Annotated in this window: 19 protein-coding genes; 10 read left to right on the top strand and 9 right to left on the bottom strand. The window is 59.3% G+C overall.

From position 1 onward, the window contains the following. The first annotated feature begins 12 nt into the window (after positions 1–12). The 4 genes from BFL40_RS28665 (at position 13) to BFL40_RS28650 (ending at position 4,208) form a co-directional block, all read left to right on the top strand. On the top strand, positions 13–339 hold the full coding sequence (locus BFL40_RS28665) for an acyl-CoA dehydrogenase (RefSeq protein ID WP_071487089.1): 327 nt from the start codon (positions 13–15) through the stop codon (positions 337–339). Beyond that, positions 339–1,730 (top strand): LLM class flavin-dependent oxidoreductase, encoded by a 1,392-nt coding sequence (locus BFL40_RS28660; RefSeq protein WP_071487088.1) that lies wholly within the window; start codon positions 339–341, stop codon positions 1,728–1,730. Before BFL40_RS28665 ends, BFL40_RS28660 begins: the two co-directional genes overlap by 1 nt. Positions 1,731–1,820: 90 nt before the next feature. Then, positions 1,821–2,801, top strand: a complete 981-nt coding sequence (locus tag BFL40_RS28655) for an acyl-CoA synthetase family protein (RefSeq protein WP_139213488.1) — start codon at positions 1,821–1,823, stop codon at positions 2,799–2,801. A gap of 12 nt (positions 2,802–2,813) precedes the next feature. Then, on the top strand, positions 2,814–4,208 hold the full coding sequence (locus BFL40_RS28650) for an FAD/NAD(P)-binding protein (RefSeq protein ID WP_071487087.1): 1,395 nt from the start codon (positions 2,814–2,816) through the stop codon (positions 4,206–4,208). A 42-nt stretch (positions 4,209–4,250) separates the two neighbouring features. Here BFL40_RS28650 and BFL40_RS28645 read toward each other — a convergent pair whose 3' ends face one another. The 4 genes from BFL40_RS28645 to BFL40_RS28630 are packed head-to-tail and all read right to left on the bottom strand — an operon-like array spanning position 4,251 to position 8,883. Further along, positions 4,251–5,519 (bottom strand): efflux RND transporter periplasmic adaptor subunit, encoded by a 1,269-nt coding sequence (locus BFL40_RS28645; protein WP_071487086.1) that lies wholly within the window; start codon positions 5,517–5,519, stop codon positions 4,251–4,253. Beyond that, positions 5,509–6,987, bottom strand: coding sequence for a TolC family protein (locus tag BFL40_RS28640; protein ID WP_071487085.1), 1,479 nt, complete (start codon positions 6,985–6,987; stop codon positions 5,509–5,511). The genes BFL40_RS28645 and BFL40_RS28640 overlap by 11 nt, the downstream gene beginning before the upstream one ends. Beyond that, positions 6,980–8,179, bottom strand: coding sequence for an ABC transporter permease (locus BFL40_RS28635; protein WP_071487084.1), 1,200 nt, complete (start codon positions 8,177–8,179; stop codon positions 6,980–6,982). Before BFL40_RS28635 ends, BFL40_RS28640 begins: the two co-directional genes overlap by 8 nt. Beyond that, positions 8,176–8,883, bottom strand: coding sequence for an ABC transporter ATP-binding protein (locus BFL40_RS28630; RefSeq protein ID WP_071487083.1), 708 nt, complete (start codon positions 8,881–8,883; stop codon positions 8,176–8,178). The genes BFL40_RS28635 and BFL40_RS28630 overlap by 4 nt, the downstream gene beginning before the upstream one ends. Positions 8,884–9,241: 358 nt before the next feature. Here BFL40_RS28630 and BFL40_RS28625 point away from each other — a divergent pair, with 358 nt between their 5' ends. Beyond that, a complete protein-coding gene (locus BFL40_RS28625) occupies positions 9,242–9,994 on the top strand; it encodes a TetR/AcrR family transcriptional regulator (protein ID WP_071487082.1) in 753 nt (250 codons plus the stop codon). Positions 9,995–10,292: 298 nt separating this feature from the next. Then, a complete protein-coding gene (locus tag BFL40_RS28620; RefSeq protein ID WP_071487081.1) occupies positions 10,293–13,946 on the top strand; it encodes a hypothetical protein in 3,654 nt (1,217 codons plus the stop codon). Between the two features lie 62 nt (positions 13,947–14,008). Here the strand turns inward: BFL40_RS28620 and BFL40_RS28615 are convergent, their stop codons facing one another. Then, positions 14,009–15,070 (bottom strand): FUSC family protein, encoded by a 1,062-nt coding sequence (locus tag BFL40_RS28615; RefSeq protein WP_071487080.1) that lies wholly within the window; start codon positions 15,068–15,070, stop codon positions 14,009–14,011. 88 nt (positions 15,071–15,158) lie between these two features. Further along, the gene (locus BFL40_RS28610; RefSeq protein ID WP_071487079.1) at positions 15,159–16,775 is read right to left on the bottom strand and encodes an NADP-dependent glyceraldehyde-3-phosphate dehydrogenase; all 1,617 of its coding nucleotides are present in this window, start codon (positions 16,773–16,775) and stop codon (positions 15,159–15,161) included. A 138-nt stretch (positions 16,776–16,913) separates the two neighbouring features. Here BFL40_RS28610 and BFL40_RS28605 point away from each other — a divergent pair, with 138 nt between their 5' ends. From BFL40_RS28605 to BFL40_RS28595, 3 genes are all read left to right on the top strand, one after another. After that, positions 16,914–17,777, top strand: coding sequence for a Dyp-type peroxidase (locus tag BFL40_RS28605; protein WP_071487078.1), 864 nt, complete (start codon positions 16,914–16,916; stop codon positions 17,775–17,777). Positions 17,778–17,884: 107 nt separating this feature from the next. Beyond that, on the top strand, positions 17,885–19,252 hold the full coding sequence (locus tag BFL40_RS28600; protein ID WP_071487077.1) for an MFS transporter: 1,368 nt from the start codon (positions 17,885–17,887) through the stop codon (positions 19,250–19,252). A 66-nt stretch (positions 19,253–19,318) separates the two neighbouring features. Further along, positions 19,319–20,461, top strand: a complete 1,143-nt coding sequence (locus BFL40_RS28595; protein WP_071487076.1) for an MFS transporter — start codon at positions 19,319–19,321, stop codon at positions 20,459–20,461. Here BFL40_RS28595 and BFL40_RS28590 read toward each other — a convergent pair. Both BFL40_RS28590 and BFL40_RS28585 read right to left on the bottom strand, forming a co-directional pair. Continuing rightward, complete coding sequence (locus tag BFL40_RS28590) at positions 20,458–20,979, bottom strand: DUF3087 domain-containing protein (protein WP_071487075.1); 522 nt, start codon at positions 20,977–20,979, stop codon at positions 20,458–20,460. The genes BFL40_RS28595 and BFL40_RS28590 overlap by 4 nt on opposite strands. Positions 20,980–21,045: 66 nt before the next feature. Next, entirely contained in the window at positions 21,046–21,282 is a 237-nt protein-coding gene (locus BFL40_RS28585; RefSeq protein WP_071487074.1) for a DUF6555 family protein, read from the bottom strand. Positions 21,283–21,402: 120 nt separating this feature from the next. On the opposite strand from BFL40_RS28585, the gene BFL40_RS28580 reads away from it, so the two are divergent. Further along, complete coding sequence (locus BFL40_RS28580; protein WP_071487073.1) at positions 21,403–22,221, top strand: arylamine N-acetyltransferase family protein; 819 nt, start codon at positions 21,403–21,405, stop codon at positions 22,219–22,221. 176 nt (positions 22,222–22,397) lie between these two features. On the opposite strand, the gene nuoN is transcribed toward BFL40_RS28580, so the two are convergent. Then, complete coding sequence (gene nuoN / locus BFL40_RS28575) at positions 22,398–23,861, bottom strand: NADH-quinone oxidoreductase subunit NuoN (RefSeq protein WP_071487072.1); 1,464 nt, start codon at positions 23,859–23,861, stop codon at positions 22,398–22,400. Positions 23,862–23,864 lie beyond the last annotated feature (3 nt).

Below are 23,864 nucleotides of genomic sequence, written 5' to 3'. Positions count from 1 at the left end.
GGAGTCCTACCCATGACCGTACTGAATCAGGCGCGCCAACTGTTGGAAAGCACCCGGCGTTTTGTTCAAACCAGTGATGACCCCTACGTGATCAGCCGCTTCGGCGATTTGCAGATCCGTGTCGACGTGGCCGCCGCGTTGTTTGAGCGCGCCGAAACCCACCCAAGCCCGGTTGCCTTGACCGAGGCGCAAATCGCCGCCGCCGAAGCGCTCATTGCCGCCAGCAACGCCGAATTCGAACTGACCGGCCAACGCACTGCGCTACCGCCGACCCTCGATGACCCATTGCGCTGGAAATACCAGATTGTCGGCAACTACCACCTCAACGGAGTGCTTTGATGTCCCGTGAAATCCGTTTGAATGCCTTCGACATGAACTGTGTCGGCCACCAATCCCCAGGCCTGTGGGCGCATCCCCGCGATCGTTCCTGGCAGTACAAAGACCTGGAGTATTGGACCGACCTGGCAAAAATCCTTGAGCGCGGCAAATTCGACGGCCTGTTTATCGCCGACGTGCTGGGCATCTACGACGTGTACAACGGCAACGGTGACGCGGCGATTCGCCAGGCGGCCCAAGTGCCGGTCAACGACCCGCTGTCGCTGATCGCGCCGATGGCGTTGGTCACCGAGCACTTGGGTTTTGGCCTGACGGCTTCGCTGTCCTTTGAACACCCATACCCGTTCGCCCGGCGCCTTTCCACCCTAGATCACCTGACCAAGGGCCGCATCGGCTGGAACATCGTCACCTCCTACCTGGAAAGCGGCGCCAAAAACCTCGGCCAGAAAGCCCAAACCGAACACGACGCGCGCTACGACTACGCCGAGGAATACCTGGAGGTTTGCTACAAACTCTGGGAGGGCAGTTGGGAAGAGGGCGCCGTGCTGCGTGATCGCGAGCGTCGGATTTTCAGCGACCCGAGCAAAATCCACGAGATTCGCCACGTCGGCAAACACTTCCAGGTGCCCGGCATCCACCTGTGCGAGCCCTCGCCGCAGCGCACACCGGTGCTGTACCAGGCCGGTGCGTCGAGCCGTGGCAAGCAGTTTGCCGCCGAGCAGGCCGAGTGCGTATTCGTGGCCGCGCCGTCCAAAGTGCTGCTGAAAAAGACCGTCGCCGATATCCGCCGCCGTGCGGCCGAGGCCGGGCGTGATCCGAAGAAAATCCTGATCTTCAACTTGCAGACGGTGATCGTTGGCGAGACCGATGCCAAGGCCAAAGCCAAGTTTGACGAATACAAATCCTACGTCAGCTACGAAGGCGCGATGGCGCTGATCTCCGGCTGGACCGGCATCGACTTCAGCCAGTTCAAGCCCGATGAGCCGCTCAAGCATGTGCACACCAACGCGATTCAATCGGCGGTGGAGGCGTTTTCCACTGCCGATCCGAACAAGGTCTGGACGCCGAACGAGCTGGCGGACTGGGTCGGCATTGGTGGCTTTGGCCCGCTGTTCGTCGGCGGCCCGCAAACCGTGGCCGACCTGTTGCAGGAATGGGTCGAGGAGACTGATGTGGACGGCTTCAACCTGGCCTATGCGTTGACCCATGAAACCTTTATCGACGCCGTGGACTTGCTGGTGCCGGAGCTGCAAAAGCGCGGTGTGTACAAGACCGAATACGCCCAGGGCACGTTGCGCGAGAAGCTGTTTGGCGACGGCGCGCGACTGGGGGCGAACCATCCGGGTAGCGAATATCGCAACCTTGCAGCGTTACGTAAGGCAAGCGTCGCGTAGCCGCTGTCGAGTGAAACGGTAAGTGAAGTTCCACCTACTTCGGCCAGCGGACCACCGCACGCTTAGCCACCCAATAGGAGCATCACCCCTATGAGCGTGCATCAACTCAAACGTCCGCTGGTTCTGGAGTGGCCCGCCGAACGGCTCGGCAATCTGCCCAAGGCTCAGGAGCAACTGCATCATTGGGCGCAGATCACGCCGCTACAAACTGCCCTGCGCCACAAGCGTCAGGGCCAGTGGTATGCCTGGCGCTGGATCGACGCCTTGCGTGATGTCGAGCGCCTGGCCGATGGCTTGCGCCAGCAAGGGTTCAGTGAGCAATCGCGGTTGGCCCTCAGCGGTGCTTTTGAGCCGAACCTGTTGCTGTTGGCTTTGGCTGCCCAATCGATTGGTGGGCAAGTATTGACCCTGGCTGATGACCTTGAGCCTGAGGTCCTGCGCCAACAGCTATGGCGCATTCGCCCCACGCATTCTTATGTGCAGGGTCGCCAGCAAATGCGGCATTGGAAGTCCGCTAACTTGGTGGATTTCGCTCAATTACTGGGCCCTGCAGACCCCGCGCAACACCTTAGCCGCTGGTGGCAGCCCACCGGCGAAACTACGCTGTGGAGCGAGGAGGGCACCCACTGGCAAGGGGGCCTGGCGGTGGTATTGGAGCAGTGGTTGAACAGCGGCCATGGCTTGGCGTTTCCGGAAACCCTGGCGTCGTCCCGCCGTGATCGCAGCGAAGTCGCCCCCACCGGCTTGCTGTTATCCCCTGAGCGTTTGCAGCACCTGGCCGACGACATCGAAAGCCGTCTCGCACCCCAGGGCACCTGGCGTCGACGTTTGTGCGATTGGGCCATCGCCCACCCGCAAAGCGGCCTGCGCCGGTTGTTTAAAAAACGTGTGCGCAAGCTGCTGGGTTTGCAGCGCCTGACCTACATCTGGCAACCACCGAGCCCTCACAACATCGGCAGCTATGCGTCCCAGGGCTACGTGCTGGATACTGGGCGAGTGGTCCTGGGTGGCAGCGCTGCTGAACGGCTCGCGCGAGGCGATTTGCATGACATTTATTTGGGTAAACAGTAAGGGCGAATGTGCATGACTGAATCCATCCGCAACGCTGATGTCTTGATCATCGGCGGCGGCCTGAGCGGCACGATGCTGGCTGTGCAGCTGTTACGCCTGCCCGGTCAGCGCCGGATCCTGGTGATCGAACCGCGCGCCGAGCTCGGTCGCGGCGAAGCTTACAGTGCCGTCGAACTGGGCCATACGTTGAACGGCAACGCGGCGCGCATGAGCGTCGACCCGGACAACGCCGATGACCTGACCCAATGGCTCACTGCCTACATCGGCGCTGGTGGTTGGCCGGAGTCCGACCAGCAGCACGTGCCAATCAGCGAACTGTTCCCGCCACGCGGGATTTTTGGTTTGTACGCGCAGCAAAGATTGGCCGAAGCGAAGGCGTTGTCTGCGTCCACGGTGGAGCATATCCGCGCCGAAGTGGTTGACCTTCAAATTGATCAAACCTCAACGTTGCTCACGCTGGATAACGGCCTGCAACTGCGCGGTGCCTACGCGGTCTTGGCCACCGGCATGTTCCCGGCGGCGCGCACGCCGCAGACCAAATCCAGCGGCTTGAACGCCGCCGCGGTAGACCCGTGGGACGTCAAGGCCATGACCCAGATCGACCCACAGGCGACGGTGCTGATCATCGGCTCCGGGCTGACCATGGTGGATGCCGTGGTTTCCCTGGAGCAGGCTGGCCATCGCGGGCCGATCGAGATTTTTTCGCGCCACGGTCTGTTGCCCCATGTGCGCCGGCAACCGCCGAGCTGGGTCGACTTCCTCGCCGACGATCACAGCCTGCGCAGCCCTCGGCAACTGCTGCGTGAGGTGCGTCGCCAATGCGGTATCGCGCTGGCGCAGGGCATCGATTGGCAGTCACCGCTGGACACCGTGCGCGCGCATATCGGCCGGTTGTGGAGCCAGGCCAGTGAGCGCGAGAAACGCCAGTTCGTGCGTCATGTTCGGCCGTGGTGGGAAAGTCATCATCACCGTTCGCCGCCTTTGAGTGCGCAGTTGGTGGCGCGGCTGCATGGGGAAGGGCGGTTGCGGATTCAGGCGGCGTCGTTCAAGGGGGTAGAGCCTTCGGCCGATGGCGTGAGCATCCGCCTGCGTTACCGGGGCGAACAGGCGATTACTCAGGTGTCGGGTGCGGCCCTGGTCAACTCCAGCGGCATTGAATACGACTGGCGCCGCGTGGCCCGACCATTGCCGCAGCAGTTGCTCAAGCGGGGGTTGATCCAGCCTGGGTCGTTGGCGTTGGGGATTGCGGCGGATAAGTCGGGGGCTGTCGTTGATGCTCAAGGGCAGGTCAGCCAGCGACTATTCGCCATGGGCCCGCCGTTGCGGGGTTTGTGGTGGGAGAGCACGGCGGTGACGGATGTGGCGATTCAGGCCAAGGCGCTGGCCGCAAAGTTGGCGCAAATCTAAATGTGGGAGGGGGCTTGCTCCCTCCCACATGTGGGTCTTCATTTACCTTGAGGTCGTGTCCACTTTTACGAAACCGGGCTTGAGCCCAAACACTTCGACCCCCTGCGCCGTCGATTGCCCGGTAGTCACCTTCACCCGCTCCACCGGTTTATCCATCGCCGCGCGATACTCCACCGTCATGTCATCACGGTGGATCGACTGGCTCGGAACAACGATCGCCTGTTCGTTGTTGTAGGTGACGATGGTCAACCGCGCACTCATCCCCAATCGGACCCGCTGCAACTGTTGTGCTGTGAGCTTGGGGATCGCCAATGTCACTGGGAACTGCGCGCTGCCCTGGCTATCGCCGGTAATCGCCAAGCCACTGACCACGCTGACAGACCCGGTCAGCCGCTCGCCATCGAACCCATCGCCCATGACTTCCACGGGCTGACCCTGATGCAGTTGGTTGATGTCCAGCTCCGAAACCTTGGCAACGATTTTCAGCCGTTCGATGTTGGCCAGGCCAAACAGCACTTGCCCTTGGCTCACCTTGCTGCCGGCCTGTACCGGTGCATTAGTGTTGGCGCCGCTTTGGGATGACGCGTTGCTGCCGGGTGCAGGCACCACGATGCCGGAGAACGGCGCCTTGACCTCCTTACCATCGAGCAGCTTGTGCAGGGCGTCGTACCTCACTGTGGCATTGGTCAATTCCATATCGGCGATCTGTCGGTATTCGCCTTTGCCCTGATCCAGCGCCTGTTGCAGTTCACTGCGTGCCGCTGCCAGGTCAAGCTGTTGCTGTTGAGCCTGTTGCTTGAGGTCATCGAGTTCATTGCGTGGGATGATGCCGCGTTTGAACAGGTTTTCGCTTTCGGTGAGTTTGCGCTGGGTGTTGCCGGCGGTCATTTCGGTGGTACGCAGGCTGCGGCGCGCCCGGCTGACGGCGGGGCTGCTGTCCCAATCCTGCATTTCCTGCACGGTACGCCGGGCCTTGAGCTGGGCGGACAGGGCGTCGCGCAGTTGCACTTCAAGGGTCGCCGGGTCCATTTGCAACAGCACCTGGCCGGCCTCGACCCGTTGGCCTTGCTCTACCCGATTGTCCAGCACGTTGCCGTCGAAGGGGGCCGTGAGGGTGATGGTGGAGTCGGGCTCGATCTTGCCCACCAGGCCAATCTGATGCACCAGCGGGTCGGGCTTCACCGCCAGCCATTGTTCGGCAGCGGTGGCCAGGTTGGCGGCCGGGCTGCGCAGGCTGAAGAAGGCAATCCCCGCACCTGCCAGCAAGACGGTCAACACGGCGCCGAGCAGGCGTTTATTTTTAGTAGTCATTGAGGGCGATTTCCCAACTTTCCAGCGTCATGCCCAGGGTCAAGTCGAGCTGGGTCTGGGCGTTCAGATAAGCGATCAGTGCATTGAGCTGCGCGTTTTCGGCGTTGCGCAAGTCGGTCTCGAAACTCAGCACCTGGAAGTTGGTGGAGCGTCCGGCGCTGAGCTTTTCCCGTTCGATCTCGATCTTGCGCCGCGACAGTTCAACGGCGCGCTGGGAGATTTCATACTGGCGCCAGCGTGTGCCGAGATCGCGCACCACGTCGTTGACGCTGCGCTCCAGTGCCTGGCGTGCATCGGTGATACGAATCTCCTGGTCTTCCACATTGACCCGTGCCCGCACTTCGGCCTGGCGGGTGCTGATATCGCCGATAGGGATCTGCACCTGCACCCCGGCGTAACTGTCCCAGTTGCGGTTATTGGTATTGCCGTTGTCGTTGTTGTAGGCATCGCGAATCTGGTTGGCCCCGGCCACCAGGTCCACTTGCCAGCGCCCGGAGTCCTTGGCGATCACCAGGTTGAGGTCAGCCTGCTGGCTGCCGAGCAGGGCGGCGAGGTATTCCGGCTGCTGGTTCTGCGCCAGGTTGAAGGCTTGTCGCTTGTCGATGGTCATCGGTCTGGCCTCCAGGGCTTCGCTGGCGCGGATCGGCGTCGACAGGTCCAGGGCCAGCAGGCGAAGCAGGGCCAGGCGGCTGGTATCCAGTTGATTGCGGGCTTCCTCTACGCCCAGTTGCTGGGTGGCGATATCGGCTTCGGTCTGCACGATTTCGAACTCGGCCATGCGTCCGGCACTGATCAACGCCTTGTTCACCTCCAGCAAGGTGCCGGAACGCTTGAGCGCGTCTTGCACGATGCTCAGTTGCTCCTGGGCGCGCAGCAGTTCGCGGTAGGTGGCGATGATTTGGCTGATGGTCTGCGCCACGGTGGCCTTGAGGTTCAGGCGGTTGGCCTGCTCCGACAGGCGCGAGAGGCGCAACGGTGCGGTGGTGGCGTCCCAGCCTGCGCCGCGCATCAGCGGCTGGATGAGCGCCAGGTCCAGGCCATCGCTGCGGTAGCGGCCGGCGCGGTCGGCGTTGTTCAGTTGCTGGGTCCAGGCCATGCTTAGCCGGGTGCCGTACTCGCCGAGCAACGTCGCGTTCGGGGCCAGGTTGGCATTGCGCGAGTTGTCGTTCGAACCACGGCTGTTGCGGTAATAACTGTTGAGGGTGAGCTTGGGGTTGAACACGTCCTCGGCCACCCGCAGGTCGAACTTCTGCGCCACCCGCTGCAGGTAGGCGCTGCGGATCGCCGGGTTGTTGCGCAAGCCCAGGTACACCGCATCGCCCAGGGTCATGGTGGTGGCCTGGGCATTCAACGACACGCCTCGGTCGTAACCGCTACGGGTGGTGCTGGGCGCCGAAGGGTTGATCACCACGTCGGCTGCCACGGCGGGCAGGCTCACCAGTGCGAGCAACCATAGCCATTTATTCATCACGCAAGGCCTCCACCGGCTGCAACCGTGAGGCAGAAACCGCCGGGTAGATGCCAAAGAACAAGCCCACCAGCAACGTGCTGCCCACCCCCAGTGGCAGGGCGGCGGCGGCCAGGGCAAATTCCCAGCCCGACAGCCAGGCGTAAAGCCAGGCGGCAGTCATGCCCAGCACCGCGCCGCACAGTGCGCCGACGGCGGTGAGGGTGACCGCCTCGAGCAAAAACAGATTGCGGATGTCTCGTTGGCGTGCGCCCAAGGCCATACGGATGCCGATCTCACGGCGACGCTCCGAGACATTCATCAGCATCACGTTCATCACGCCGACGCCGCCACCGACCAGGGAAATGGCGCCCAAGGCCAGCAGCAGGTAGGCGAACGTGCGGCTTTGCCGGGTCATGCCGTCGATCATTTGCTGGGGCACCTGGATATCGACATCGTGGTCGGTGAGTTGGCTTTTGAGCGCCGTAGCGGCGTCGCGCGCGATGCGTTCCATGTCCTGGCCTGGCGCCGCGCGGATGATCACGTTGCCGATTTGCGGGGAGGGGTAAATGCGGCGCATGCCTTCGGCGGGGATGAACAGCGAATCGTTGGCTTGCACCGGCATCAGCATGGCTCGGGGTTGGTTGTGCAGGATGCCCACCACCAGGAACAGGTAGTCGTTGATGCGAATGCGGTCCCCCAGCTTGAGCGGGTCGCCAGGTTTACCCAACGCCTGGGCGATCTGGTCACCGATCACACCGTAGGTTTCATTGGCATCGAACGGCGACAGAAAGCGCCCGTCGCGCACGACCAGGCGCATAGCGTCCTTGATGTCCGGCGTGCTGCCGACAAAATTGGCGATGACCGCGCGGCCATTGAACACGATGGGCCCGCTGAACTGGGTGAGCGCGCCGATATGGGCGATACCCGGCACCGCCTGGCGCACGGCCTCAAGGTCGAGACTGGCGCGCATGGGTGCGGTGCTGCTGCCCTTGGGCGGGAACTGGGCGATCAGGGTATCGGTGCCCATGTCCTTGAAAATCATCGCGGCATCCACCGCCGCGTTATGGCCGATATTGATCAAGGCCACCACCGACGAACTGCCGATCACAATGCCCAGCAGCGCCAGGACCGAGCGTTTGCCCAGGGTGCGCAGGCTGACGAACGCTTCATGCAGCAGCTGGCTGAGGCTCTGTTCGACCCGCAAGCTCATAGGCGCCCGGCCTCATGCACCACACCATTGCGCACCAGGATCTTGCGCTCCAGGCGCTCGGCGATATGCGGGTCGTGGGTGACGATGATCAGCGTCACCTGCTGCTCGCGGTTGAGGGCCAGGAGCAGGTCCATGATGTCTTGGGCGGTGGTGCTGTCGAGGTTGCCGGTGGGTTCGTCGGCGAGAATCACCGAAGGCTTGCCAACCAACGCACGCGCAATCGCCACGCGTTGGCGCTGGCCACCGGAGAGGTCGGCGGGGCGGTGGTGGGCGCGGTCGGCCAGGCCGACTTGCTCCAGCATGCGTAACGCCTGTTCCAGCGACTCATGGCGCGACACACCGCGGTAACTCAAGGGCAGGGCGACGTTGTCCAGGGCGCTGAGGCGCGGCAGCAGGTTGAAGCTCTGGAACACGAAACCGATCTGTTGGTTGCGGATCGCCGCAAGCTGATCGGGGCTGGCGTTGAAAATGTCGTGGCCGGCAAAGTGATATTGGCCGCAGTTAGGCAAATCCAGCAGGCCGAGGATATTGAGCAGGGTGCTTTTGCCGGAACCGGAAGCCCCGAGAATGCCGCAACTGTCACCGCTGGCGATGGTCAGGCACACATCATTGAGAATGGACAGGTGTTGCCCGGCAAGCTGATAGCTTTTGCCGATGCCTTGCAGGGAAATCAAGCCTGGGTGCGCGAGGGTATCTGTCATCATGACTACGCCTGCAGTCTCGACGGTGCCGTCATGCCCCCGGTAAAGCTTTGTAACAAGTTCGGGAGCTAGCTGGTTCACGCCACGGACTGGTTTTATTTCTTGTTTTTAAAATATTGTTTGAATAGTAACCGCGTTCAATCCGCTTCGCCAGCCATGGATGTAGAGCGGTTTTACCCTTTGAAACGAATTTTCAGCGGCTTGCTTCAAGCGCGTAAAAAATCCGTCGACTACCCTCAATAGGCCCGGCTATAAGGGCTTTTAGGTGTATGGCGCAGTGTCACTACTTGCTTTCGAAGGACGGCCCCGGTATAAAAAATCAAATTATTTTTTAAAACAATATTTCCGATGTGGAACCCCTATGGTCGCGAAGAAACTCAGCGCTCCAAACGTTACCAAGACTCGACTGCTGGATGCGACAGAGGCTCTCTTCATCAAGTACGGCTATGACGCCGTTCTGCTACGGCAGATTACCGAGCGTGCCCAGGTGAACCTGGCCGCCGTGAACTATCACTTCGGGGACAAGGACTCCCTGATGAAAACCCTGCTGATGCAGCGCCTGGAGCCGCTCAACGAGCAGCGCCTGGAATTGCTGGCGCGCTGCGAAGCCGAATCCGACGGGCCTCTCGATTGCGACACTTTGCTCGGCGTGCTGTTCGCCCCGGCCATGGGCCTGGAGCGCAGCGACCCGGGCAGCGGGGAAGGGCGTTCTTTTATTCGTTTCCTGGGCCGGGTCTACAGCGACACCTCGCCGTTTATCCAGGAATACCTCAAGGTGCATTACCAGCCGGTGTTCCAGCGCTTCTTCGAAGCGTTCGCACTGGCCTTGCCGGACCTGCCGCGCAATGAATTGGGGGTGCGCCTGCAATTTGCCCTCAAGGCGATTTCCGGGGTAATGGCCGGCACGGAGCTGCGCCTGCTGATGAACTCCATGAGCCTGGGCCGCCCGGCCACGGATGCCGAGGTGATGGCCAAGTTGATCACCCTGGTGTCGGCGGCGATTCGTGTGCCGCAGCAAAGCCCGGAAGCGGAAACAGCGCTGGCGCGGGTGCTGGATACCCAGCGCGCGATTCGCGAACACGCCGCAGTGCCCGCCGCTAAAGCCTCTCGTTGAGCCCAAATTACAGGTAAAAAAAAGCCCGCTGGGGCGGCGGGCTTGATGTGCAACATTTGTAACGGATGAGGCTTCACCCTACGGTGGTAGATGTGAATAAGTCGTGAAAAAAATGTGAGAAAAAGACTGGGTGAGGAGAGATTTACAATTACTTCGGTACCTGCCTGATATGCCTGGCATTTCTACCACTCGTCGCCACTGTCAATTCTGACAGTAGATTCGGATATTGCCCCAGGCGCCTTATTTACCTTGCCCGTCGCGTGGTTTCCGCGCGCCCTAATCCAGCAAGGTGATGGCAATGTCTACTCCTCCTGATGACTTTGACGAACTCGATGACCAGGCCTATCCGGTGCCTAGCTTCATAGACTTGAGCTTTAAAAAATATCCTGAGCCAGCAAAAAAGGGTTTGGGGCGTCGAGCTTTGATACCTTGGTCATACTGGGGCATTTCAAGTTGGCGTAATAAGAATAAGCTTGACTATTACGCCATTCGCGTTGACGACCTATCTCAACCTAGAGCCTCTGGTACGGTGACTGAAGACTTGCCTTTTTATCACCTCGCTTTTCGTGGAGATGAAGATATAGATAAAGTTGTCAAATACTTCTCCCGAGTCGTACGGTTCTCCGGTCAGGAAAGTCGGTCAGTGGTTGACGAGTTTTTGGCCCTTACGACAATTCCCTCTGGAAACGATCCTAACGAAAATGAACCTTATCACAGCGGCCTGCTGGGATGGCTTGAAGGTATACCGGAAGGCGGAATCATTACACCGGCTATTAACGAGCTTTGGTGGTGGATCTACCCGTACGTTAATATACGTCAGAATGATGAAAATATAATTGAAGTTGATGGGAATGCTTTTACACATATCGTGAGCCCGGAACAGGCGTCGAGTAAAAAAGCTTACCGCGTACAAATTCCCCCTGAAATAATTGACAAGATTACCAGGTCCGGGTCTTTCGGCATTCGTATGAAAATGCGCAATGTGATGGGCGACGAACCCGAGAGTCGGTATAAATATTCCAAGCCTTATTTTGTCTTCAGCGAGTTGGGGACTGGCAAACTTTCCCAGCCTGTGGTGACGCAAGGACCGGATGAAGACGAGGTATTCGAAATTGATCTTGATTACGAAGCCTTACTTGATTTCTTGGTAAAGGTCTATCCTGTTCGCTTTCCGAAACCGTATCCAAGTCCACGCCACACATGTCAGTTGTATGCCGAAATCACTCCAGACGGCGGAGTCACAGAGGTCCTGACCCTCGGAGCCACACCTGACAAGAACCAGGGTGGTGAGTCTATTATTCTCGATCGTAATTTTTTTAATGATAAAGTCGGACCCGGGAAAGTCCGCTTTTTCTACAAGGTGATTTCTGGTGCTGGAATAGAGGTTGGTGAATCTTATAGTAACTTGATCTACGTGATCGGCCAGCAGAGGAGTATGCCGAAGCCACTGCTGAAACCTTTTACAGGCGGGTTGATACCTCGCAGCAAAGATGTGGAGTTTGGTTTTCCAATATACTATCCCTTTGATGCCAAGAGCCTTGTGACGGCTATTTTTCGCACGAAGGGCAATAACAATGGCGCGTATGTGGTTACGTCAAAACAGTTGGCGGCGATGCAACAAAATAAAAGACTTTTTACCAGTAACTCCTTGAAGGCATTGGCGGAGAAGGGCGATTTAGAAGTTTTTTATGAAGTTGCTCAAGGTAATCTTAAACCTCCCCGTACATCCGAGAAAGAGATTGCCAGGATTGGGGAAGGTGAGGCAGAGCTACCCGCGCTATATATTGGTCTGATTAAATCGAACTATTCGAATTTCAACTTGGATCCCGCCGAATTTACTGGTTATGGAGTGATTTCAAAGATTTTTTATTCGGGGACGGTGTCCGGTAATGAAGTACAAGTTAGTATAGAAGGGGGCGGCCCAAAAAGCTCGTACAAATACAGTTTTACTATTGATAAATCTACAGAGGGGTTGAAGTTATCTGACTTGGAAATTCCTCTACCTGAAGACATATTGTTAGCGAACGTCAATACTTTAGTTACTGCCCGCTACAGCGTGGTGAGCACGGATTCGCCGCCAGTCATACGCCATTCGGAGGTATTAATCTTCAGCGTGGGTGCCCCGGTGGAACTTGAATCCTTCAAGCTCATAGAATCTGACGCTGCCCAAGCAACAATCACCCCAATGGCTGTGATCAAGGGCGGTAATTTGGAGATGAGGTACTCGAAGCCGTTGAAAGATGATTTAATTACTTTCAAGTGGATGGGGCAGTTTGGTATCAGCCAATATACGGAAGTGGTAAAAGGTAATTCGAAGGCCACAGCCTTCAAGTCCAATGTCCCGGTTGAGGTGATATCGAAAGCGTTGCGAGCCAATGGTAATAATATCGCAATGGATTGCACGATTACACGCGGTACATTCCAGTACACATTCGATACCTTGCGTCTACGGTTGCAGCCTCTCGGATTGCCTACTTTGTATATTAACGGGTATCCAACCACTGCTGGGTTGCCCCTCCATCAGATGACAATAGTTACTATCATAATCCCAGCGTGGAATTTCGCATATGCGGGACAATATATCTGGGTTGAAGTCACCGGCATACTTCAGAGTGGAGCAGCGTTTACCGATCGCCTCGAAGTCGCCCGGCCGATTACCGCTACCGAAGCCACCGCTGGTGTTCTCATCAACTGGCCGTTGGCAAGAGCACGCCAAGTCAGAGATGGTTCGCCCATTACTCTAAGTGGTAGAGTGAGTCTTCCCGGAATTCCTCTTGAGCAAACGACAACCCCGTTTGGTGGGCGGAGCTATGTCGGTGAACTATTACCTGCAACTCTGGGCTTTCCGACCTTTAAGGGGGCACCCGCCACACAGGTGGTGACGATTGATCCAATTGCGTATGAGTACAATGTAAATATCGCGGTGACTGCTGCGGGAATGCTCACCACAGACCTGATAACGGTGACATGTACTACCCAGAGTGGCGCTACGTTTCAACTGACAGCCAACGGGCTGGCGAGTGGAACAGTGGTGATTAATTTTACATCGCAAAATATAATACATAATTGTGTGGGCGGTTGGATGCAGTTCCGCTACACATTGACACGCAATGGAAAAGTGACGCCATCCAATGTGTTGACGGTATATGTTAGTGCAATCAACTTTGCCAAAAATCCAGTGGCAACCATCAATAATCAAAGTCCTCAGACTACTCTTGATTTGAATCGTATTGTTGGGGCTGCGAGCTATTCGATGGCTAAATGGCCTATGGCGAAAATAGGGCAAACAGTGTGGGTGGACTTCGCTGTCAGTGGAAGGGTTGTGCCGATACTGGTAGGTTATGCAATTCCGCCGGTGGTGGCAGCGACTGGTATACAAAAATTTGGCTTTCCTCGCGCCGCGTTGCAAGCTGCGCCGAAGGGTTCGTGGGGTTATTTGCAAATTTATTTGGCATATGATGGTAGCCCTGATAAGGGGCGAGCAGTATTGGTGTCGCAGACGCCCTATATAGTTAATGATTCCTTTGTGCCGTCTGATATAAGGCTTGTCAATGGTTTATCGCCTTGGAGTCTTGGCTCTGCGGCCTCGGGTGCTAACTTTACTCCTACCGGCCTATACGTCGGTACTGAGCGGTTTGATAACTCATTTGCAGGAACCGTGATGTCAACAGTTGTGGATTGTACAGTGGGGCATAGTTATACAGTATCGATTGTGGTGCTCAATAACACTCCGCGAGGAGGCCAGTATTATGACCCGGTGTTAGAGATTTATGTAGGCGGACGGTTGATTTATGGTGCAATCACATTACCGAAGTATACGTGGACTTGGCTAAACGTGCTTTTTACGGTTACAGCAACTGGAGCAACGAACATCGTACTTCATAATCGAACAAGTAATGGAATTGGCAACGACTTCTACGTCCATGCGGCGTCCGTCAATCGTGCAACCTGATTGAGGTGTTGCGTCAACGGGGACAGTTCTACTTTCCAGTAGACTGTCCCTTTTTCATTCATTCAAATTTTCCACTGATTAGATGTCTCCGCCAATCGCTGCCGCATGCCATCGATATTCCCCGCCAGTTGCAAGGTCAGCAACCGATACCCATCCATCGCATTCTGCACCGGCGCCTCCAACCCACTCTCATCCACTGCCGGCGCCACATTGCGTTCCAGCCGCTCCGTAACCCCCGACTTCAACGCCCGCGCCATCCCCACCAACTGCACCCGAATCTGCCGATGCTCAGCCTTCAACATCACCTGCATCCGTGCCATCGCCTGTTCATCCCGAGGATCGGGCCGGGTATTGCCGAGAATCTCCAGGGTGCTGATGCACATGCGCAAATGCCGCTGGATCGCGTCCAGCTCAGTCATGGAAATGCGCACTTCCTTGGACACCGACGGCATCAACGAACGCAGTTGCAGCATCGCCGCATTCAGGCGGTTGAGCAGTTTGAGGTGTTCATCATCAGTGACCGACTGGCCGTTGATGATCCTGCTATAAATCTGCGCGCAATCGCGCAAGGCGCTGGCCAGGTTGTAGCGCCACGAGTACACGGCATACAGCGGCAGGGCGAAGGAGAAGGCCAGGGCCAGCACGATGCCGATCAGGATGTCCACGGTACGCCACAACCCATCCGACAGCGGGTTATCCCCGTGCCCCGCGACGATAAACACCGTGATTGCCGACAGCAGTGCGATGTAACCGCCCTTGCCGATGGCGTGATAGGAGAAGAACCCGCACACCACCGACATCAACAAATAGGTCAGCAGCGGCTGGCCCAGGTAAGCCTGTTGCGCCACGATCGCCAAGCCGAAGCTGGCGCCGATCAGGGTGCCGTAGGCGCGTTCCACGGCTTTTTTGCCGATATTGCCGTGGTGCTGCAACCCGCCGATCACGATCAGCATGGTCACCGAGGCCCACTCACCATGGGGCAGGTTGATGCCGGTGGTCAGCAGGATAGTCGCCAGCAAGCCGATGGACACGCGCACGGCGTGGATCAGCTTGGCGTGGCGGTAGCGGCGGTAGGGGTCGAGCAGTGGGCGCAAGAGGCGTCGGGCAAAGAAGGGCAGGTTCATCGGTATTAAAATGGCCTCGGTAATTTGGTTGGACTGGATCTAAGTTGTGGGAGCAAGCAAGCCCGCCCCACATTTGACTTGTGGCGTTTTAGAAAATGTAGTCAGTCGTTAAAAAGCTTGAATCGCGGTTGCGCAATATGTCGCTGACCAGCGCCTTATTGCTCTCCTGGAACTTGGTCGCCACCAGCGTGCGGATCGAGAACACACGCAACGCGTCATGTACCGACAGCGTGCCCTCGGCCGAGTTCTTGCGCCCGTTGAACGGGAAGGTGTCCGGCCCACGCTGGCACTGGGCGTTGATATTGATGCGGCCGACCTGGTTGGCAAAGGTGTCCACCAGTCGCCCGACTTCCACGGCGTTAGTGCCGAAGATGCTCAGTTGCTGGCCGAAGTCCGAATCCAGCACGTACTCGATCACTGTCTCCAGGTCGCGGTAAGGCACGATCGGCACCACTGGGCCAAATTGCTCCTCGTGGTACACGCGCATTTGCGGGTTCACCGGGTACAGCACCGCCGGGTAGAAGAACGAACCGCGACTGGCGCCGCCGTTGTCATTCACCACCTTGGCGCCGTGTTGTGCGGCATCGGCCACCAGCCCGTTGAGGTAATCCACCTTGCCGACTTCCGGCAGCGGCGTCAGCGCTACGCCGTCTTCCCACGGCATGCCGGGCTTGAGGGTGGCGAGCTTCTTGTTGAATTTCTCGATAAAACTGTCGACCACATCCTCATGCACAAACAGGATTTTCAACGCCGTGCAACGCTGGCCGTTGAACGACAGCGAGCCGGTAACGGCTTCGCTCACCGCATTGTCCAGGTCGACCTCGGGCAGCACGATGCCGGGGTTTTTTGCGTCCAGGCCGAGTGCCGCGCGCAGGCGGTGGGGTTTTGGGTGCAGTTTTTTCAAATCGCTGGCGGCTTTGTTGGTGCCGATAAACGCGAAGATATCGATCTTGCCGCTGGCCATCAGCGCGCTGACGGTTTCGCGGCCGCTGCCGTAGATCACGTTGATGACGCCAGCCGGGAAGCTGTCACGGAACGCTTCCAGCAACGGGCGAATTAACAGCACGCCGAGCTTGGCCGGTTTGAACACCACCGTGTTGCCCATGATCAAGGCTGGGATCAGCGTGGTGAAGGTCTCGTTCAGCGGGTAGTTGTAGGGGCCCATGCACAGTGCCACGCCCAGCGGTACGCGGCGGATTTGCCCGAGGGTGTCCTGTTCCAGCTCGAAGCGGCTGGAGCGGCGGTCGAGTTCCTTGAGGGCGTTGATGGTGTCGGTGATGTAGTCGCAGGTGCGGTCGAACTCTTTCTGCGAGTCCTTGAGGTTCTTGCCGATCTCCCACATCAGCAGCTTGACCACCGCGTCGCGCTGTTCACGCATGCGCCGCAAGAAAGCTTCCACGTGCTGGATGCGATCGGCCACGCGCATCGTCGGCCATTCACCCTGGCCACGGTCATAGGCGCGCACGGCGGCGTCGAGGGCGGTGAGGGCGGTCTCGGCATCCAGCAGCGGCGTGCTGCCGATATGCACGCGTTCGTCGCCCAGTTGCACCGGGCTTTGCACCTTGGCCAATGGGCCGTTCCACACCTGCAACTGGCCATCGACCAGGTAATCACGCTGCTCAATGGGCGCCGCCAGGCGAAATTGCTCAGGAATATCAGCGGCGGAGTTGGGAAACAGCTGGGCGAGCAGGTTACTGGTGGTCATCTCACTACCCCTGGAATAGTTGCAAAACATGACTAGAGAGTCACCCAACAACGGGCTCTATGGCAAGGCTTGTGCGCTTTCTCCTACGCACGGCGGCATGTGCCGGGTAAACTGCGCAGCTTTATTAAAGGAGTTCACATGAGTCAGTACCAGCCGGGCATTCTTGCCGCACCGGTGCCGTTGCAGGCACGCCATCTGTTTTTTGCCGTGGATTCCCTGGCAACCGTGCCCGACGCGTTGGACGCGCTGGTGCAACTCGTGGATTCGGCGGCAGTGGTCGGTTTCGGTGAGCCGCTGGTATCGGCACTCGGTGCTCAGGTTGAAGGGCTGCGCACATTCCCGGCTGTCAGCGCTCCGGGCGCGCATAACCCGTCCACCCAGCAGGCGCTGTGGGTGTGGTTGCACGGGGTTGATCGCGGTGAGTTGTTGTTACGCAGCCGCGCGTTTGAAAAAGCCCTGGCCCCGGCGTTCCGCCTGGTGCAGATGACCGAAGGCTTCCGCTACAAGACCGGTTTCGACTTGACCGACTATGAAGATGGCACCGAAAACCCACACGACGATGCCGCCGTGGAAGCCGCGCTGACCGACAGCGGCGCCAGCTTCGCCGCGATCCAGCAATGGCAGCACGACCTCGATGGCTTCGCCGCGTTGCCCGCCCAAGAGCGCGACCACATCATCGGCCGCCGCCATGGCGATAACGAAGAACTGGACGACGCCCCCGAGTCCGCCCACGTCAAACGCACCGCCCAGGAAAGCTTCACCCCGGAAGCCTTTGTGGTTCGTCGCTCGATGCCTTGGGCCGAGAACGGCCAGGCGGGGCTGATGTTCCTGGCGTTTGGCCATTCCTTCGATGCCTTTGAAGCGCAACTGCGGCGTATGAGCGGCTTGGAAGATGGGATCGTCGATGGCCTGTATCGCATCAGCAAACCGTTGACCGGCGGCTACTACTGGTGCCCGCCGATCAAGGATGGGCATCTGGACCTGAGTGCACTGGCCGGCTGATCCTGCTGATGGCGAACATGAAAAATCCGACAGCCAGGCAATTGGCCACTGAAAAAAATCCCCGCTGCCCGTAATCTAGGGGCCTTTGTCACCTGTGCGGATTGTTCATGTCTTCTGTTGCCGATGGGTTGCCCCTCAATAAACGCCTGCCGGCAGTCATTGCCATCTCCCTGGGGATCGGCATGGCGACCCTGGATACGGCCATCGTCAACACCGCGCTGCCCACCCTGGCCGAAGGCATTGGCACCGATTCCGCCTCGGTAATCTGGGTGGTCAACGCCTACCAGTTGGCGATTGTTGCCACGGTGCTGCCGTTTGCTTCGTTGAGTGATGTGCTGGGGCACCGTCGGGTGTACCTCGGCGGTTTGCTGCTGTTTATCGTCTCGTCGCTGTTTTGCGGGATGGCCGGGTCGCTGGTGAGCCTGACCGTTGCGCGTGTGGTGCAAGGGCTGGGCGCGGCGGCGATCATGAGCGTCAACACAGCGTTGTTGCGGTATATCTACCCGTCAAAAATGCTCGGGCGCGGCCTGGGCTATAACTCGCTGGTGGTGGGGCTGGCGTTTACCCTGGGGCCGACCGCTGCGTCGGCGATTCTGTCGGTGGCGACCTGGCATTGGCTGTACCTGGTCAATGTGCCGCTGGGTTTGTTGGCCCTAGCCTTGGGCCTGCGTGCATTGCCGACGATACCGATGACCGGGCACGCGTTTGACCGCCTCGCTGCGTTGCTGTGTGCCGGGTTATTCGCGTTATTGGTGCTGGGCCTGGGCACTGCGGTGCACGGCGCCCAGGGTGCACTGACCCTTGGTTTGATTGCCGTGGCGCTGCTGTGCGGCGCGTTGCTGTTGCGCCGTCAGGCCGGTCACCCGGCGCCGATGCTAGCGCTGGACTTGTTCAAGCGCCCGGTGTTTGCCTTGTCTTCCCTCACCGCAATTTGCGCCTTCAGCGCCCAGGGCCTGGCCTTTGTGTCGTTGCCGTTCCTGTTGCAGGCGGTGCTGGGGCATAGCCAGGTTGAGACCGGTTTTCTGATGACGCCCTGGCCGGCAGTCGTTGCGGTAATGGCGCTGGTGGCGGGACGTTTGGCGGATCGCGTGTCTCTGGGGCTGTTGTGTGGCATCGGCCTGTTGATGCTCAGCGTTGGTATGGCTGCGCTGGCGACCTTGGGCAATGGCGCGTCCGCCTTTGATATCGGCTGGCGAATGGCCTTGTGCGGCGCCGGTTTTGGGTTCTTCCAGTCGCCCAACCTCAAGGCGTTGATGACCAGCGCGCCGTTGGCCCGCAGCGGTGGGGCCAGCGGTATCGTGGCTATCTCGCGGTTGCTGGGTCAGACCTTGGGTGCGTCGCTGGTGGCGTTGTGTTTCCACCTGTCTCTGGTCAGCGGCCCTCAATATGCGCTGTGGTTGGGTTGTGGATTTGCGCTGGTGGGCAGTGTGGCCAGCGGTCTGCGTTTGTTGCCCTATGGAAAAAGGCGTGATTGAGCGTTGTAAATCGCGGTCAGGGAAGGCTACCGTGGCGACCTGAATATTTCGGGATGTTTCAGATTTATGTCCAGCCTGGCCCAACGCACCGCCGATGTAAATTCCCGCCGCGCTGCGCTGACGCTCGCTTTATGCCTGCCCAGTGATGTGTTGCTCTACTTGCTGCTGCCTATGGAATCCCAGGCTTTCGGCATCACCTTGGCGCAGGCCGGGGTACTGCTGGCAGCCAATCGCTTGGTGCGGATTTTTGGCTACCGGCATGTATTGAATTTTTACGCGCGCAACGGTGACCGGCTGACGTGCATGATCGCCGCCGGTGCTGCGACGGTGTGCGCCCTGGGCAACTCGATGTTGTCGGGTTTCGCTGCGCTATTGGGGTTGCGGTTGATCTGGGGCCTGTGTTTTGCCGCGTTGAACCTGTCGACCCAAGTGTTGGCGACTTCCGAACCTGCGGGTGCCGCACGCCGGGCAGGGCGCTCGCGGGCAGTGATCGCCCTTGGGCCGATGCTGGCGCTACCGCTGGGTGGTTGGCTGACGTTATGGGCCGGGCCGCGCCCGATCTTTCTGATTCTCGCCGGGTGTTGCCTGGTGGGCTTGTGGGCGGCGCGTGGTTTGCCTACCGCCGGCCATGATTTACACAGCACGGGGCGCCGCTTCAAGTGGCCCGACAGCGTGGCGACCTGGTCGTTTATCGAGGGCGTGGCGTTGGATGGGCTGTTCATTTTCGGCCTGTCGATCCAGGCACAGAAGATTCTCGGCGGCGACGCAGTGCTGATTGCCGGTGGCTTGATGGCTTTGCGGTATGCCTCGGAGATGCTCCTGAGCCCATTGGGTGGCCGCGCGGCGCAGCGCTTTGGTGCCACGTCGATGTTGCTGCTGTTCTCGTTTTTGAGTGCCTTGGCCCTGACGGCGTTTGGCAGTTACTGGGTGATCGTCGGTGCGGCGGCGGTGTTGGTGTTGCGGGCGCTGCAACTGCCGTTGGTGACGACCTTGGTGGCCGAACGCAACCCCGGTTCGATGCGCGTGTCGGCCCTGGCCTCTAATGCCGTGTGGCGGGATGTCGGTGCCGGCCTGGGGCCGTTACTGGCGGGCCTGTTGCTGCCGGTGGCCTCGGCGCCCTGGGTATTTGGCCTGGCAGGCGCGGCAATTGCCGTGAGTGCGGTGTTCTGCTGGCGGGCCAAGGTCTCAACTGACGGCGCGTCGGCTTAAGCGCCTTTAAAACCCTCCAGCCACGCAGGGTCAAATTGGGTTTGCTCGGTGTCGATCCCCAGTGCCTGCATCTTCGCCTTATGCGCCTCGATCTCGCCTACAAGCTGTGCCTGGGCACTGGAGTTGGCGTCCAGCTCATGCATTTGCGTCAACCCCAGATGGTAAAAGCGCAGCACCTTGATCGCCGTCGGGTCGTTGGCCTGCACCCGTTCAGTGACCTTATGCATCACGTTGGTTACGCGCATCAGGCTGCGCTTGAGCTGCCACCCATACACCGCAGGCGCAAACCAGGGCTGGGTCCAGAATGGGCCGCGTACCAAGGCGAGGGTGATCAATACCCCGGCGAACACGCCGCCGACATTGAAGCGGAAGTTGTCACCGCCGGGTTCACCGAACAGCATCACAGCCAAACTTGATAGCAGCATGGCCAGGGCCACGAACAGCACTGCCACGATGATGGTGCTGCGCCGAGTCTGTTGGCGGTAGGTGCTGGGGTCGTAAGGCTTGAGTTCAAACATCCGGGTCAGGTCTCCATCGTGCGGGATGCAAAGGAGCGCATCTTCGCACGGTGGCGGGGCTTGTGCTTACTTGGGTGCGATCCAGGTGACGTCGGTTATACCGAACTTCTCCGCCCAGGGCCGGGTGGTTTTTTTCACCTGTTCGTGGCCGACGCGACCCACGCGGCTGACATGTGCGATGTCGGCATCGACCGCCGCCCAGTGCCAGGCCTCGGCGTTGTTCATCACGTCGGCGCGCACCACAAAGGACTTCGGTTGACCGTGCAGTTGATAGTGGATGGTGTAGATTTTTGCGGTACTCATGTTGCCTCCCTGTCTTGTTATAGATGGATAGGTTTGCGCTCCAAAAGGTTCATTCAAAATGACAAGTCACACGCCGTCGCGGCATAGTGACGCCTTCGCCACGTGCCCAAGGATTGCGCAATGTCCCGCCTGACTCACAGCCAGCTCTACCTGCAACGCCTGGGTTACGACTCGCCGCCACCGCCCACCCTGCAAACCTTGCAGGACCTGCAGTTGCGCCATGTGTGCACGTTCGCTTTTGAGAGCCTGTCGACCTTGCTGCACTTGCCGGTACCGATTGATTTGCCCAGTGTTGAGCAAAAAGTGCTGTTCGACGGGCGCGGTGGGTATTGCTACGAGTTGAACCAGATGTTCCTGGCCTTGTTGCAGGAGTTGGGTTTTGAGGCACGCGGCCTCACCGGTTGGGTGGTGATGGGCGGGCCGCCGGACGCGCGCACGGGGCGTACTCATCGCTTGAGCGTGGTGACGCTGGACGGCGTGCGTTACATCACCGACGTCGGCTTTGGCGGCATGGTACCGAGCAGCCCGCTGCAACTGGACACTGATACGGTCCAGGCCACCGCCCACGAACCGTATCGCCTGACGTTTAATGACGGCAACTACACGCTGTGGGCACAGGTCGCCGAGGAGTGGCGGGGCTTGTATGTGTTCGACCTGCAAGTGCAGGCAGGCATCGACTATGAAATCGGCAACTGGTACGTGTCTACGCATCCGTCTTCCCCCTTTGTGGGCCAGTTGAAAGCAGCACTGTTGGCGCCGGGTAAGCGCCATACCTTGAACAACGTCAACTACGCGGTTCACTACTTGGACCGGCCCAGCGAAAAACGCACGATTGAGAGTGCCGATGAATGGCTGGATTTGCTCAGCAATACCTTTGGTATCCGCGCGCCCTCGCGTACGCAGCTGCGCGAAACGTTTGAGGGGTTGCGTGGGGCTTGAGCTCTGGAAAGCGTGCATCCAGACGAGTCAAGGTCGCTGCCTGAACGTTGGGTTTTGACAGGATTCTGTAGCGAGGGGGGCAAGCCCGCTCGCCACATGCGTGAAATTTTTAGAGTCCCTTAAATGCAAAACGGCGCCCAAAGGCGCCGTTTTTTTACTTGCATCCCGCTAAGCGATCAAACGCCCAACACCGCGTGCTGCACCAGGGTGAGCAACGGTTGTGGGTACACGCCCAGGAAGAAGGCGAGCAGGGCGATTGCCAGCAGCATCACGCCGCCGGCTTTCTGTTCCCAGTGCAGCTCGGCGTCCACACGGCGCAGGTTTGGCTCGATCAGGTACAGGGTGACCATCACACGCAGGTAGTAGAACACGCCGATGGCGCTACCCAGCACGAGCGATGCAACCAACCACCACTCGTGGGCTTCAACACCGGTCGCCACGATGTAGAACTTGCCGATGAAGCCGGCAGTCAGCGGGATACCGGCCAGGGACAGCATCATCACGGTCAGTACGGCGGTCAGGTACGGACGGCGCCAGAACAGGCCGCGGTATTCGTACAGGGCGTCGGCGTCACGGCCTTTGAACGGCGAGGACATCAGCGTGATCACGCCGAATGCACCAAGGCTGGTGATCACGTAGGTGACCAGGTACACGCCCATGGCTTCCACGGCCAGGCCTTTGCTCGCCACCAGGGCGATCAGCAGGTAGCCGAAGTGGGCGATGGAGGAGTAACCCAGCAGACGCTTGAGGTTGTTCTGGGTCAGTGCCAGCAGGTTACCGAACAGGATCGACGCAATGGCGATCACGGTCAGCACGTTGCTCAGCACGCCAGTGTTGGCCGCAGGCGAGATCTGGAACAGACGCACCATCACCGCAAACACAGCAACCTTCGAGGCGGTGGCCAGGAACGCGGCGACCGGCGCCGGGGCGCCTTCGTACACGTCCGGGGTCCACAGGTGGAACGGCACCAGGGAGAGCTTGAACGCCAGGCCGATCAGCATCATGGCCAGGCCCAGTTGGGCGATCGGCGCAGGCATGCTGGTGGTCGCCAGGGCGTGGCCGATACCGGTGAAGCTCAGGCTGCCGGCTTCTGCGTAGAGCAGGGCCATACCGAACAACAGGAACGCGGAGCCGGCGGCCGACAGCACCATGTACTTGATGCCGGCTTCCAGGGAGCGCTTGTTGAAGAAGGCGTAGGCCACCAGGCCGTAGGTCGGGATCGACAGCAGTTCCAGGCCGATGAACAGGCCGGCCAGGTGCTGCGCGCTGACCAGCACGATGCCACCGGCCGCAGCCAGCAGGATCAGCAGGTACAGCTCTTCCTTGTTACCCGGGTAACCGGTGCCGCCTTCGCCGAGGTAGGCGTGGGCGAGGGTGACGCACGCCAGCGTGGCGACGAGGATCAACGCGATATACAGCAGCGCGAAGTCATCGACCATCATCAGCGGGGTCACCGCCAGTGGCGCGACCTTGAGTGCCGGGATGATCGACAGCAAGGCCAGGTTCAACCCTGCACAGGACAGCAGGAATGTTTGCGAGTGATTGCGGCGCCAGGCGATTGCCAGCATCACCGCCACAACGGTGAGGCTGGTGATCAGCAGCGGCGCAAGCGCGATAAAGTGTTGGATCGTGAATTCCATAGC

The sequence above is a fragment of the Pseudomonas costantinii genome, assembly GCF_001870435.1.
GTDB classification, from domain to species: Bacteria; Pseudomonadota; Gammaproteobacteria; order Pseudomonadales; family Pseudomonadaceae; genus Aquipseudomonas; species Aquipseudomonas costantinii.
Note: the sequence above shows the minus strand (reverse complement) of the source record. Positions and strands in the feature narration are given on the sequence as shown.